9 protein-coding genes are annotated in these 12,350 nt (G+C 73.5%); 3 read left to right on the top strand and 6 right to left on the bottom strand.

Going from position 1 to position 12,350, the window contains the following annotated elements; genetic code table 11:
* Positions 1–82 precede the first annotated feature (82 nt).
* The 5 genes from H7H31_RS09060 to mce form a co-directional block, all read right to left on the bottom strand.
* Positions 83–853 (bottom strand): ABC transporter permease, encoded by a 771-nt coding sequence (locus tag H7H31_RS09060; protein ID WP_222623856.1) that lies wholly within the window; start codon positions 851–853, stop codon positions 83–85.
* A gap of 2 nt (positions 854–855) precedes the next feature.
* Positions 856–2,037: an ABC transporter ATP-binding protein gene (locus H7H31_RS09055; RefSeq protein WP_222625150.1), complete on the bottom strand. Its 1,182-nt coding sequence runs from the start codon at positions 2,035–2,037 to the stop codon at positions 856–858.
* 282 nt (positions 2,038–2,319) lie between these two features.
* A complete protein-coding gene (locus tag H7H31_RS09050; protein ID WP_187062182.1) occupies positions 2,320–3,255 on the bottom strand; it encodes a coiled-coil domain-containing protein in 936 nt (311 codons plus the stop codon).
* A gap of 115 nt (positions 3,256–3,370) precedes the next feature.
* Positions 3,371–7,348: a polarized growth protein Scy gene (scy, locus tag H7H31_RS09045; protein ID WP_222625151.1), complete on the bottom strand. Its 3,978-nt coding sequence runs from the start codon at positions 7,346–7,348 to the stop codon at positions 3,371–3,373.
* Positions 7,349–7,582: 234 nt separating this feature from the next.
* Positions 7,583–8,023, bottom strand: a complete 441-nt coding sequence (gene mce, locus H7H31_RS09040) for a methylmalonyl-CoA epimerase (protein ID WP_176164185.1) — start codon at positions 8,021–8,023, stop codon at positions 7,583–7,585.
* A 141-nt stretch (positions 8,024–8,164) separates the two neighbouring features.
* On the opposite strand from mce, the gene H7H31_RS09035 reads away from it, so the two are divergent.
* Together H7H31_RS09035 and meaB are read left to right on the top strand one after the other, a co-directional pair.
* Positions 8,165–9,367 (top strand): acetyl-CoA C-acetyltransferase, encoded by a 1,203-nt coding sequence (locus tag H7H31_RS09035; protein ID WP_187062180.1) that lies wholly within the window; start codon positions 8,165–8,167, stop codon positions 9,365–9,367.
* A 92-nt stretch (positions 9,368–9,459) separates the two neighbouring features.
* Positions 9,460–10,416 (top strand): methylmalonyl Co-A mutase-associated GTPase MeaB, encoded by a 957-nt coding sequence (meaB, locus tag H7H31_RS09030; RefSeq protein WP_176164187.1) that lies wholly within the window; start codon positions 9,460–9,462, stop codon positions 10,414–10,416.
* A 295-nt stretch (positions 10,417–10,711) separates the two neighbouring features.
* Here meaB and H7H31_RS09025 read toward each other — a convergent pair whose 3' ends face one another.
* Entirely contained in the window at positions 10,712–11,542 is an 831-nt protein-coding gene (locus tag H7H31_RS09025; RefSeq protein ID WP_187062179.1) for a PepSY domain-containing protein, read from the bottom strand.
* Positions 11,543–11,664: 122 nt separating this feature from the next.
* Between H7H31_RS09025 and H7H31_RS09020 the strand changes: the two genes are divergently transcribed.
* Complete coding sequence (locus tag H7H31_RS09020; protein WP_187062178.1) at positions 11,665–12,327, top strand: response regulator transcription factor; 663 nt, start codon at positions 11,665–11,667, stop codon at positions 12,325–12,327.
* The last annotated feature ends 23 nt before the right edge of the window (positions 12,328–12,350 follow it).

Below are 12,350 nucleotides of genomic sequence, written 5' to 3'. Positions count from 1 at the left end.
GTCGGTGGTCACGCGCCGTGAGCCGACGCCGGGGCGCCCCGGAGCCGGGGGAGCGACGCCGGAGCCGGGGGAGCGGCGTCGCTCAGGCGTCCCGCTTCTTCAGCGCCAGCGCGCCGCCGATCAGCGCCACGGCGACCCAGGCGGCCATGATCGCGAGCCCGCCCCATGGCCCGTACGGGGCGTCGTCGTCGGTCCGTACCACCTGCATGATCCGCGAACCGGCCTGGTCGGGCAGGTACCGCCCGACCTTCTCGGTGGCCGGGACGTTGCCCAGGATGTTGGAGATCAGGAAGAAGAACGGCATGAGGATGCCGAGCGAGACCATCGGGCTGCGCAGCATCGCGGTGACGCCCATGGCGAACATGGTGATGAGGGTCATGTACAGCGCGCTGCCGATCATCGCCCGCAGCACGCCCGAGTCACCGATCGACGCCTTGTGCTCGCCGAGCATGGCCTGGCCCGCGTAGAAGCTGGCGAAGCTGATCACCAGGCCGGCCAGGAAGGCCAGCAGCGTGGCGACGGTGATCTTGCTCGCCAGGAACGTCATGCGCTGCGGCACGGCCGCCAGCGAGGTACGGATCATGCCGGTGCTGTACTCGTTGGAGACCACGAGCACACCGAAGACGATCAGCGCGAGCTGCCCGAGGCCGATGCCGGCGAAACTGATCAGCGTCGGGTCGAACTCGAGCTTCTCGCGCGGCGACATGTCGCCGTACTCCTTCTTGCTCAGCGCGCTGAGCAGCATGCTCAGCGCCACCGTGACCACCAGCGCCAGCGCGAGGGTCCACCCGGTGGACTGCACCGACCTGATCTTGGTCCATTCGGACCTGAGTACCTGCGTCGCGACCGCCATCGTCAGGAGCCCTTCTTCCGCTGCCAGTCGGCTCCCCAGCCGCCCTGCTGCCCCGGCTGCCCAGCCTGTCCCGGCTGGCCCGCCTGCCCCTGCTGCCCGGGCCCGCCCGGCTGTCCCGGCGGCGGCCCCTGGGGCGGATAAGCCTGCGGTGGCTGGGCCTGCGGCGGATACCCACCGCCGCCCGGCGGCACCGCGCCCGGCGGCACGGCGCCCGGCGCCGCGCCCGGCGCGGCCCCGCCGTACGGTGCGCCCGCGGCCAGCGGGTGCGCGCCCGCCGGGCCCGCGTGCGCGTGGTACTCCACCGACTCGGCCGTGAGCTGCATGAACGCCTCTTCGAGCGAGGCCCGCTGGGGGCTCAGCTCGTGCAGCACCACCTGGTGCCGCGCGGCCAGCTCGCCGAGCTGCGCGGCGTCCGCCCCGTCCACCTCAAGCGCCCCGTCGGGGGCGACCACCGCCGTGTGCCCCGCCGAGGCCAGCGCCTCGCGCATCCGCTCGTGGTCGGGCGTGCGCACCCGCACGTACGAGCGCGAGTTCTGCGCGATGAACTCCGCCATCGAGGTGTCCGCCATCAGCTTGCCCTGCCCGATGACCACCAAGTGGTCGGCGGTCAGGGCCATCTCGCTCATCAGGTGGCTGGAGACGAACACCGTACGACCCTGACCGGCCAGGTTCTTCATCAGGTGGCGGATCCAGTGGATGCCCTCGGGGTCGAGCCCGTTGACCGGCTCGTCGAACATCAGGATCTCGGGGTCGCCCAGCAGGGCCCCCGCGATGCCGAGCCGCTGGCCCATGCCGAGCGAGAAGCCCTTGGAACGCTTCTTCGCGACCGAGGAGAGGCCGACGGTGTCCAGCACCTCGCTGACCCGGCTCGTCGGGATGCCGTTGCTCTGCGCCAGACACAGCAGGTGGTTGTACGCGCTGCGCCCGCCGTGCATGGCCTTCGCGTCGAGCAGCGCGCCGATGTGCTTGAGCGGATCGCGCAACTGCCGGTAGTGCTTGCCGTCGATGCGGACGTCCCCGGCCGTCGGGTTGTCCAGGTCGAGCATCATGCGCATGGTCGTGGACTTGCCGGCACCGTTGGGGCCCAGGAAGCCGGTGACCATCCCGGGGCGCACGGTGAACGTCAACCGGTCCACGGCGAGCTTGTCGCCGTAGCGTTTCGTCAACCCCACAAGCTCGATCATGCAGGCCACGCTAAGGGCCGTGAGGCGTACACGCCACCCCACAGCAAGCAGCGCCGCACACCATTTTCCGCGGTGTGCGGCGCTGTTTACGCAAGGGTGCGGACACACCGCTCGCCGGCCACCTGTCGGCTACCGACCGACCCACGGGCCCGTGGCCCGAGGGCCACGATCACCCGCGGTCGCGGCCACCCACGTCCCCACCGGACGGTGACCGCCGACGAACCGCTCGCCGCCGGGACGGGCCCGGCCGCGGCCCGTGAGACGCCGCGGCCCGGCCGGAGGTCAGCGGCTCTGCTGCGCGGGAACGCCGCGCTGCGCCGAGTCGTCCTCGGGGGCGCCGGCGGCGGCCACGGCCGCGCCGGTGAGCGTGGCCAGCATCTCGCGGACGTTGGTGAGCTGCGCGTTGATGCTGTCGCGGCGGTTGGTGAGGGCCGCCAGCTCACGCTCGGACTCGCTGCGCACGCGGTCGGCCTTGGCGTTGGCGTCGGCCACGATGTCCTCGGCCTGGCGCTGCGCGGTCTCCACGGTCTGCCGGGCCCGCCGCTCCGCGTCCGTGCGCAGCTTCTCCGCCTCCAGGCGGAGCTGCTCGGCGCGGTGCTCGATCTCCGCGAGCCGCTTCTCCGCCTTCGCCTGACGCGAGGCCAGGTCGCGCTCGGACTGCTCGCGGCGCTTGGCGAGGTTGGTCTCGAAGTCGGCGGCGGCCTGCGCGGCCTTGGCGCGGGTCTCCTCGAAGAGGGAGTCCGCCTCCTCGCGCTTGGACTGCGCGTCCTTCTGCGCCTCGCTGCGCAGCGTGCTCGCCTCGGACTTCGCCTTTTCGACGATCCGCGCGCCGTCGTCCTCGGCCTTCGCCTTGCGCTCGGCCGCGAAGGTCTCCGCGTCGTTGCGCACCTGCTGCGCGGCGGACTCGGCCAGCTCGCGGTGCTGCTCGGCGGCCCGGCGGGCCTCCTCGCGCAGGTCCTTCGCCTCCTCCTCGGCGAGGCGGAGGATCTTCTCCACGCGCGCGCCGAGACCCGCGTACGACGGCTCGGAGTCGTTGACCTGAGCCTGCGCGTTCTGCGTTTCGAGGTGGAGCTCCTCGATGCGCTTCTCCAGGGAGGTGATGCGTGCCAGGGCGCTGTCTCGGTCGGCGACGAGCTTGCTGATGCGGTCGTCCACCTGACCGCGGTCGTATCCACGCCGCACGAGCTCGAAGCCGAAGGGGGAGGAAGTGTCGCTCATGGGGTTCCTGTCGAAAGAAGACCGGTGAGGTGATAGGGAGAATCCTAGGGGTGCGGACGGCGTGTCTTCGAGTCATTGCCCGTTTGATCTGGAGAATGACCCCTCATTTGAGTGGCTAGCCGTCAGACTGCTTGCCACTTGAACGAGTTGCGCCCGCCCCCGCCACTGTTTTCGCGCCCCCGTTGTCCTTGCCACTCCCACTGCCCGACGTCGGCGCCTCGAAGGATTCGAGGGCTTCCAACACGTCCTGGACGCGGGAAATCTCCGCGTTGATGTCTTTGCGGCGGCGCACGAGCAACTCGAGTTCCCGCTTGCCGTCGTCAATCATTTTCTTCGCTTCGTCGGCCGCCTCCGCGCGCACCCGTTCGGCGTCGCGATCTGCCGTGGTCTTCTTCGCCTCGGCCTCACGGATCAACCCGTCGGCCTTCTTCACCGCGGCGATCCGAACCTTACTCGCCTCGCTGTTCGCGTCCGACAACAGTTGCTTGACCTTCTTCTCGGCCTGCGCGAGTTGTTCCTCGGCGGCCTTGACGAGCTTGTCCGCCCGCTCGCCCGCGGACTTGAGCGCCTCGGAGGACTCCCGGCGGGCCCGGTCGTGGAGCTGCTCGACCTCGCCCTCGACCCGGGTGCGCAACTCCTCCGCCCGCTCCCTTATGGCCGTCGCGTCCCCGCGCGCCTCGGTCAGCATCGTGTTGGCGTCCGTACGCGCCTTCTCCACCCGCTGGTTACCCTCGGCGGTGGCCCCGGCGACGATCCGCTCGGCCTCCTTGCGGGCCGCGCCCACCATGGTGTCGGCCTGCTCCTCGGCCGCCGTGGCCGCCCGCAGCGCCTCCTCCTGGGCCCCGGCGATGAGTTGGTCCGCCTGCTCGGCCGCCTCGGCGCGGCGCTTGGCCGCCGCCGCGCGGGCCGCGTCCACCGTACGCTCCGCCTCGACCCGGGCCTTGGCGAGCAGCCGGTCGGACTCCTCCTGCGCCTGCGACTTGATCTTCTCCGCGGCGACCCGGGTCCGGGTGGCGTGCTCCTGCGCCGAGGTGAGCGTCGCCGCCGCCTCGGCCCGCAGCTTGTCGGCCTCCTTGGCCGCCCCGGCCACCAGCCGGTCCGCCTGCGCGGCGGCCTCCGTCCGGCGCTGGCCCGCGGCCTTGCGCACCTCGTCCAGCGTGCGGTCGGCCTCCTGCCGGGCGGCGGCCGTGACCTCCGCCGCCTCCGCGCGCGCCTGCTTGGCCTCGGCCGCCACCTCGGCCCGCAGCCGCTCGGCCTCCTTGGTGGCGTCGGCGACGAGCTTCTCGGCCTCCTTCGTCGCCTCGGCGATGAGCCGGTCGGCCTGCTGCGCGGCGTCCGAGCGCAACCGGTTGGCGTCCGTACGGGCCTCGGCGCGCGACCGCGCGGCGTCCTGCTCGGCCGCCGCCAGCGCGTCCGCGGCCTCCGTACGCAGCCGCTGACCCTTGGCGGTCGCGTCGGCCACCATCCGCTCGGACTCGGACGTGGCCTTGGCGACCAGCGCGTCGGCCTGCTGGGCCGCGGTGCTCCGCAGCCGGTCGGCCTCCTCGCGGGCGTCGGCCCGCATCCGCTCCGACTCGCCGATGGCCTCCGTAACCGTGCGCTCCGCCAGCGCCTTGGCGGCCTCGGACTCCTCGCGCGCCTCCCGGCGCACCCGCGCCGCGTCGCTGGAGGCCCGCTCCCGCTCCGCGTACGCGTCGGCGCGCACCCGGTCCGCCTCGCCCTGCGCCTCGGTACGCGTCCGCTCGGCCGCGTGCTCGGCCGCCGAACGCAGCCCGGCGACCTCCGCCTCGGTCTGCTCCTGGAGCCCCGCGACGGCGTCCCGTACCTGCTGCGCGGTCTGCTCGGCCGTGGAGACCAGCTCGCTCGCCCGCTGCTCGGCCTCGTCGCCGAGCCGCTGCGCCTCGGCCTGCGCCTCCGCCACCCGGTTGCGGGCCGAGGCGAGCAACTCCTCGCTCTGCTCCTGGGCCCGCGCACGCTCGCGCTCGGCCTCGCCGCGCGCGTCGGCGAGCAGCTCCTCGGCCTCCCGGCGCCGCCGGGCCGCCTCCTCCTGGGCGGCGGCCAGCGCCTCGGCCGCCTCGCTGGCCAACCGCTCGGCGGCGGCCTTGGCCTCCGCGCGCACCCGGTCGGCCTTCTCCTGCGCCTCGCTCCGCAGCCGCTCGGCCTCCGTCGCGGCCTCGCTCCGCAGCCGGACCGCGACCGCCTCGCCCTCCGCGCGGGCGGTGGACGCGTCCGCGGTGGCCTCGTCGCGCAGCCGCTGGGCCGCCGCCTCGGCCTGCTCCTGGAGGGCTCGCAGCCGCTCGGCCGACTCGGCCCGCAGCCGCTCGGTCTCCTCGGCCGTCTCCCGGCGCAGCCGCTCCGCCTCGGCCCGCGCCTCGCGCAGCGCCTCCTCGGCGGCGGCCACCCGCTGCTCGGCCTCGCCGTGCAGCCGCGCCCACTCCGCCTCGGCCTCCGCGCGCCGCTCGGCGGTGGTGCGCTCCGCCTCCTCGCGCAGCCGCTGGGCCGCCTCGGCCGCCTCCGACCTGATCTTGCCGGCGCCCTCCTCGGCGGCGGCCACCAGGTCCTCGGCCTCGCCACGGGCGCGCTCCAGCGCCTCCTCGGACTGCTTGCGCAGCGCCGTGGCCCGGTCGATGGCCTCCGTGCGCACCCGCTCGCCCTCGGCGCTCGCGCTGGCCCGGCTCTCGGCGGCGTCCGCCTTGGCCTTGGTGAGCAGCTCCTCGGCGGTCTTGGCCGCCTCCTCGATCTGCTGGAGCGCGTCCCGGCGGGCCTCGCCGCGGATCTTCTCGCCCTCGGCGACCGCGTCGGCCCGCAACTGCTCGGCCTCACCGCGCAGCCGCCTGGCCTCCTCCTGGAGTTCGACGGTCTTGGCGCGGTACTCCTTGGTGTCGTCCTTGGCCGCGCCCTTGAGCTGCTCGGCCGTGTCGTGCGCGGCCTCGCGCAGTTGGTCGGCCTCGCGCTCGGCCTCGGTCCTGATCCGCTCGGCCTCGGCGGCGGCGGCCTTGGTGGCGGCCTTGGCGTCCTCGGCGGCCTTGCTCAGCATCTCCTCGGCGGTGCGGGCCGCCTTGGCCAACTGGGCCGCCGCGTCCTCGGCCGCCTCGGCGCGCGCCTTCTCCTGCGCCTCGGCGACCAACCGCTCCGCCGTGGCGCGGGCGTCGTCCCGAAGCTGCTCGGCCTCGGCCCGCAGCGCCTCGGCCTCCTTGGTGGCCTCGCCGACCAGCCGGGCGATCTCCGCCTTCGCCGTACGGGTGCGCTGCTCGTTGTCCGACTCGGCGGCCGAAAGCCGCGCCGACGCCGCCTCCTTGGCCTCGGACAGCACCTTCTCGGCCTCGCTGCGCGCCTCACGCAGCGTCGCGTCGGCCTCCTGCATGCGCTGCTCGGCGCCGCGGGTCAGCTCGGTGGCCTGCCGACGGGCCTGCTCGGCCTCGGTGGTGGTGCTCGTGCGGAGCTGCTCGGCGTGGTCGGTGGCCTCCTGGGCCTGCGTGGACGCCGCGGTCAGCAGCCGCTCGGCGTCGGTACGGGCCCGGCGCAGGATCGCTTCGGCTTCCGAGCGGGCGCTCTCCGCCTCCGCGTTCAGCCGCTCCCTGGCCTGCTCCGCCAGTCGCTGGGCCTCGGCGCGCGCGGCGGCGAGCGCCTGGTCGGCCTCGGCCCGCGACTCGTCGAGCAGCCGCCTGGCCTGGGCCTCGGTACGGGCGCGCAGTTGCTCGGCCCAGGCCACGTTCTCGTTGACGTGCGACTCGACCGTGGCGCGCCGCTCCGCCAACTCCTCGTCGAGGCGCTGGCGGCGGGCGACGGCCTCGGCGTGCAGCTCGGCCTCGAGGCGCGACTGGCGCTCGGCCTGCTCCTGGAGCAGCCGCTGGGTCTGCGCGCGCACGTCGCGCAGCTCCCGCTCGGCGTCCGCGCGGAGCTGGTCGGCCTGCGCCTGGGCGTTCCGCAGAAGCTGCTCGGCCTGGTAGCCCAGGTCGGCGCTGTCGTACGCGGGACGGGACGCGATGGTGCGGCGCGCCTCGTGCAGCTTGGCGCGCAGGACTTCGACCTGGTAGCCGAGGTCGTCGGCGTGCTGGACGGCCTTCTCTCGCTCGGTCTTCAGCCGTTCCATCTCGGCTTCGAACTGCGAAAGGTGATCGTCAGGCTCGTAGCGGTCGTAGCCCCGCACTGCGCGGTCCCATCCGTCCCCTGGTCGCGTCGGTGGCCTGCCCCGCCCCGGGTCCCGGGTGGTGCACAGGGCTGGCCCTTCCGAAGAAATGGTGTCAGATCATCGGCGTAGCATGGGCCGAGCCCCCAACCCGCGCCCCGGCCGAGCTTGCACTCTACCGGCCTGGGGAGGGGTGAGTCAGTGTTCGGTCTGCTCGGGGGAGGCGGAGGTCACCAGTTCCGTCAGCACACCGTGGCAGTCCTTGGGGTGCAGGAAGGTGATCCGCGAGTCCATCGAGCCGCGTCGCGGCTGCTCGTAGAGGACACGCACGCCCTTGTCGCGGATGTCCGCGGCGTCCGCGTCCACGTCGGCGGTGCCGAACGCGATGTGGTGCACGCCCTCGCCGTTCTTGGCCAGCCACTTGCCGACCGCGGAGTCCTCGCGGGTGGGTTCGAGGAGCTGGAGGTAGGAGGCGCCGCCGTCGGACGTCTCGTTGATCTTGAGCATGGCCTCGCGTACGCCCTGCTCCTCGTTGACCTCGGAGTGGAACACCTCGAAGCCGTACGTGGCACGGTAGAACTCGACGGTCTTGTCGAGGTCGAAGCAGGCGATCCCGATGTGGTCGATTCTCGTCAGCATGCCCCCAGTGCACCGCCGGCACGGTCGATTACGCAACGTGCGCGCGATCACATCCTCGCGCCGATGACCTGTCGCGTACCGCTCAGTACATTGACGGATAACCCTCGTTAACATCCCTGACGCTTCCGAAGGGGCCGCACCATGACTGGAACGACCGGCACTACCTCTGTGATCGTCGCAGGCGCTCGCACGCCCATGGGCCGCCTCCTCGGCTCGCTGCGCACCTTCTCCGGAGCCGACCTGGGCGGCTTCGCCATCAAGGCCGCGCTCGACCGCGCCGGCATCGGCGGTGACCAGGTGCAATACGTGATCATGGGCCAGGTGCTGCAGGCCGGTGCCGGGCAGATCCCGGCCCGCCAGGCGGCCGTCAAGGCCGGCATCCCGATGAGCGTGCCCGCGCTCACCGTCAACAAGGTCTGCCTCTCCGGGCTCGACGCGATCGCGCTCGCCGACCAGCTCATCCGCGCCGGCGAGTTCGACATCATCGTCGCCGGCGGCCAGGAGTCGATGACCAACGCCCCGCACCTGCTGCCGAAGTCCCGCGAGGGATTCAAGTACGGCGCCGTTCAGATGCTGGACGCCATGGCGCACGACGGGCTCACCGACCCCTTCGACGACATCGCGATGGGCGCCTCCACCGAGCACCACAACACGCGCCTGGGCATCGGCCGTCCCGAGCAGGACGAGATCGCCGCCCGCTCCCACCAGCGGGCCGCCGCCGCGCAGAAGAACGGCCTGTTCGAGGCCGAGATCACGCCGGTGGAGATCCCGCAGCGCAAGGGCGAGCCGGTGGTCTTCAGCCAGGACGAGGGCATCCGCGCGGACACCACCGCCGAGGGCCTGGCCAAGCTGCGCCCGGCGTTCGACAAGTCCGGCACCATCACCGCCGGCAGCTCCTCGCAGATCTCCGACGGGGCCGCGGCCGTCGTCGTGATGAGCCGCGCCAGGGCCGAGGAGCTGGGCCTGGAGTGGATCGCCGAGATCGGCGCCCACGGCAACGTCGCGGGGCCGGACAACTCGCTCCAGTCGCAGCCCTCGAACGCCATCAACCACGCCCTGGGCAAGGAGGGCCTCACCGTCTCCGACCTCGACCTGATCGAGATCAACGAGGCGTTCGCCTCCGTCGCCTTCCAGTCAATGAAGGACCTCGGAGTTTCGGCGGAAAAGGTGAACGTCAACGGTGGCGCGATCGCCCTCGGCCACCCGATCGGCATGTCCGGCGCCCGCCTGGTGCTGCACCTGGCCCTCGAACTCAAGCGGCGCGGTGGCGGCGTGGGCGCGGCGGCGCTGTGTGGCGGCGGCGGCCAGGGTGACGCCCTGATCGTGCGGGTGCCCAAGAAGTAGCGGGCGCCCCCGCTCGCACCCCGCTCCGCCGGCCCGGCCCGTACCAGCGCGCCGGCAGCCCGGTCCGTACACGCGACAAGGAGAACGGCACGATGGTGGACGTCCCCGACCTGGTGGAACAGGCGAGGCAGGGCAGGCCGCGCGCGGTGGCCCGGCTGATCTCGCTGGTGGAGGGGGCGTCCCCGCAGCTGCGCGCGGTGATGGCGGCGCTCGCCCCGCTGACCGGGAACGCCTACGTCGTCGGCCTGACCGGCTCGCCCGGCGTCGGCAAGTCCACCTCGACCTCGGCGCTGATCACCGCGTACCGGAAGATCGGCAAGCGGGTCGGCGTGTTGGCTGTCGACCCGTCGTCGCCGTTCTCCGGCGGCGCGCTGCTCGGCGACCGGGTGCGGATGAGCGACCACGCCTCCGACCCCGGCGTCTACATCCGCTCCATGGCCACCCGTGGCCATCTCGGCGGCCTGGCCTGGTCGGCGCCGCAGGCGATCCGGGTGCTGGACGCGGCGGGCTGCGAGGTGATCCTCGTGGAGACCGTGGGCGTCGGCCAGTCGGAGGTGGAGATCGCCTCGCAGGCCGACACCAGCGTGGTGCTGCTCGCGCCCGGCATGGGCGACGGCATCCAGGCGGCGAAGGCCGGCATCCTGGAGATCGGCGACGTGTACGTGGTCAACAAGGCCGACCGCGAGGGCGCCGACGCCACCGTGCGCGAGCTGAACCACATGCTCGGCCTGGGGGAAGCGCGCGCGGCCGGCGACTGGCGGCCCCCCATCGTGAAGACGGTGGCGGCGCGCGCCGAGGGCGTGGACGAGGTCGTGGAGGCGCTGGAGAAGCACCGCGCGTGGATGGAGGAGCGCGGCATCCTCGCCGAGCGCAGGAGCCGGCGCGCGGCCCGCGAGGTCGAGACGATCGCGGTCACCGCGTTGCGCGAGCGGATCGGCGACCTGCGCGGCGACCGCCGGTTGAGCGCCCTGGCCGACCGCATCGTGCGCGGCGAACTGGACCCGTACGCCGCGGCGGACGAACTGGTCGCGGGCCTGACGCAGGGCTGACGCGGGGGCCGCTGTGAGGCCGCCCGCAGGGTCGCCGTACGGCCGCCGTACGGGCTGTCGCGGGGGGCCCGCCGAGGCCGTCGCGGGGTGGCGGACACCCCGCGCGGCCCCTCTTGAAGCGCACGCTCGCACGGGAGGCGTACGCCCGCGCGAGAGCGCCGGCCCAGGGCCCCGCCCCGGGGGTGTGGGCGGGGTCCTGGGGGTCCTGAGGGGCCATCACGGGTGGCCCGCTGGCGGAGAGTTGCCGGCGCGGGCGGGGCGTGCGCCGGGTGGCGTCGCGCCCGTGGGACGACCGTCAGGCGTCGGAGTCGTCGGAGTCGTCAGGACCATCCGAGTCGTCGGAGCCATCCGAGCCGTCGCGGTCGTCGGCGTCGTCAGTGTCGTCAGTGTCGTCCGGGCCGTCCGGGTCGCCAGCGTTGTCAGCGTCGTCGTCCGCGTGCCAGGTGGCCTTGCCGGACGTCAGGTCCACGTCCAGCTCGCGCTCGTCGTCACCGTCGCCCTTGGCCAGGACGTCCACCTCCCAGGACGGCCGTGGGCCGTCGCCGAACTCCACCGAGGTCACCGTGCCGGGCGCGGTCCGCAGCGCGTCGCGTGCCGCGTCGGCCGCGGAGACCTTCGCCCCGCGCAGCGCCTCCCGTGACACGGTCGAGTGGTCCTCGTCGTCGCGCCCCTGGTGCGTGACCTTGCCGGTGTCGCCGTCCAGCGTCAGCTCGTACCAGTGGCCGTCCGAGCCGAGGATGTCCACGTCCCACAGCGCGCGGGCGCCGTCGTCCGCGTCGAGTTCGGCCGCGACCACGGTGCCGGGCCTGGCCTTGAGCGCGGCGTCCACGGCCTCCCGCACGGTGACCTCCGCCCCGCGCAGCGCCCGCCCCTCGGCGACGTCCTCCCGGTCGTCGGCGCCGTCGCTGTCGTCGGCATCGCTCGCGGCGCCGTCGTCACGCGCGTCCCGGTCGTCGCGGGTGTCGTCGGCATCGCCCTCGGCCCGGTCCGCGTCGTCGCGGTCCGCGGCCCGGGTCGGGCTGGCGGGCGCGTCGTCGCCGTCGTGGGCCAGGGCCACCGCCGACGCGGTGCCGCCGCCGATGAGGACCGCCGCCGCGGCGGTGGCGATGGCGAGGTTGCGCTTCATGAGGGTTCCTCCCGGATGGTGCTCGGCCGGTCGTTGACGTCTCCCACCCTCGCGCGGCGATGCTGAACGCGAGCTGAAGGCGGCTGAAGGTCTCTTCAGGTTCCGTTTGCGAGGCTGTGCGCATGCGCCTGTTGATCGTGGAGGACGAGAAGCGGCTCGCCCTGTCCCTGGCCCGTGGGCTGACCGCGGAGGGCTTCGCCGTGGACGTGGTGCACGACGGGACCAGCGGGCTGCACCGGGCCGGCGAGGGCACGTACGACCTGGTCGTGCTGGACATCATGCTGCCGGGCATGAACGGCTACGCGGTCTGCGCGGCGCTGCGCGCCGCCGGCAACGAGGTGCCGATCCTCATGCTGACCGCCAAGGACGGCGAGTACGACGAGGCCGAGGGCCTGGACACCGGCGCCGACGACTACCTGACCAAGCCGTTCTCGTACGTCGTGCTGCTCGCCCGGGTGCGCGCGCTGTTGCGCCGGCGCGGCGCCGGCGCGGCCCCGGTGCTGCGGGTGGGGGAGTTGGCGGTGGACCGGGCCGCGTACCGGGTGCGGCGCGCGGACGTCGAGATCGCGCTGACCGCCCGGGAGTTCGCGGTCCTCGAACAACTGGCCGTCCGCGCGGGCGAGGTGGTCTCCAAGGCGGACATCCTGGAGCACGTGTGGGACTTCGCGTACGAGGGCGACCCGAACATCGTGGAGGTCTACGTCAGCGCGCTGCGCCGCAAGCTGGGCCCCGGGCTGATCGAGACCGTGCGCGGCGCCGGCTACCGGCTGGTGGGCCGTGACTAGGGGCGTGCGCGGGGCGCTCGGGT

The sequence above is a fragment of the Streptomyces buecherae genome (genome assembly GCF_014295035.1).
Taxonomy (GTDB): domain Bacteria; phylum Actinomycetota; class Actinomycetes; order Streptomycetales; family Streptomycetaceae; genus Streptomyces; species Streptomyces youssoufiensis.
Note: the sequence above shows the minus strand (reverse complement) of the source record. Positions and strands in the feature narration are given on the sequence as shown.

What these genes read in the sequence shown, in the direction of transcription:
- H7H31_RS09060 (WP_222623856.1), bottom strand. Translation starts at nt 853, where the DNA reads ATGGCGGTCGCGACGCAGGTACTCAGGTCCGAATGGACCAAGATCAGG.
- H7H31_RS09055 (WP_222625150.1), bottom strand. Translation starts at nt 2,037, where the DNA reads ATGATCGAGCTTGTGGGGTTGACGAAACGCTACGGCGACAAGCTCGCC.
- H7H31_RS09050 (WP_187062182.1), bottom strand. Translation starts at nt 3,255, where the DNA reads ATGAGCGACACTTCCTCCCCCTTCGGCTTCGAGCTCGTGCGGCGTGGA.
- scy (WP_222625151.1), bottom strand. Translation starts at nt 7,348, where the DNA reads ATGGAACGGCTGAAGACCGAGCGAGAGAAGGCCGTCCAGCACGCCGAC.
- mce (WP_176164185.1), bottom strand. Translation starts at nt 8,023, where the DNA reads ATGCTGACGAGAATCGACCACATCGGGATCGCCTGCTTCGACCTCGAC.
- H7H31_RS09035 (WP_187062180.1), top strand. Translation starts at nt 8,165, where the DNA reads ATGACTGGAACGACCGGCACTACCTCTGTGATCGTCGCAGGCGCTCGC.
- meaB (WP_176164187.1), top strand. Translation starts at nt 9,460, where the DNA reads ATGGTGGACGTCCCCGACCTGGTGGAACAGGCGAGGCAGGGCAGGCCG.
- H7H31_RS09025 (WP_187062179.1), bottom strand. Translation starts at nt 11,542, where the DNA reads ATGAAGCGCAACCTCGCCATCGCCACCGCCGCGGCGGCGGTCCTCATC.
- H7H31_RS09020 (WP_187062178.1), top strand. Translation starts at nt 11,665, where the DNA reads ATGCGCCTGTTGATCGTGGAGGACGAGAAGCGGCTCGCCCTGTCCCTG.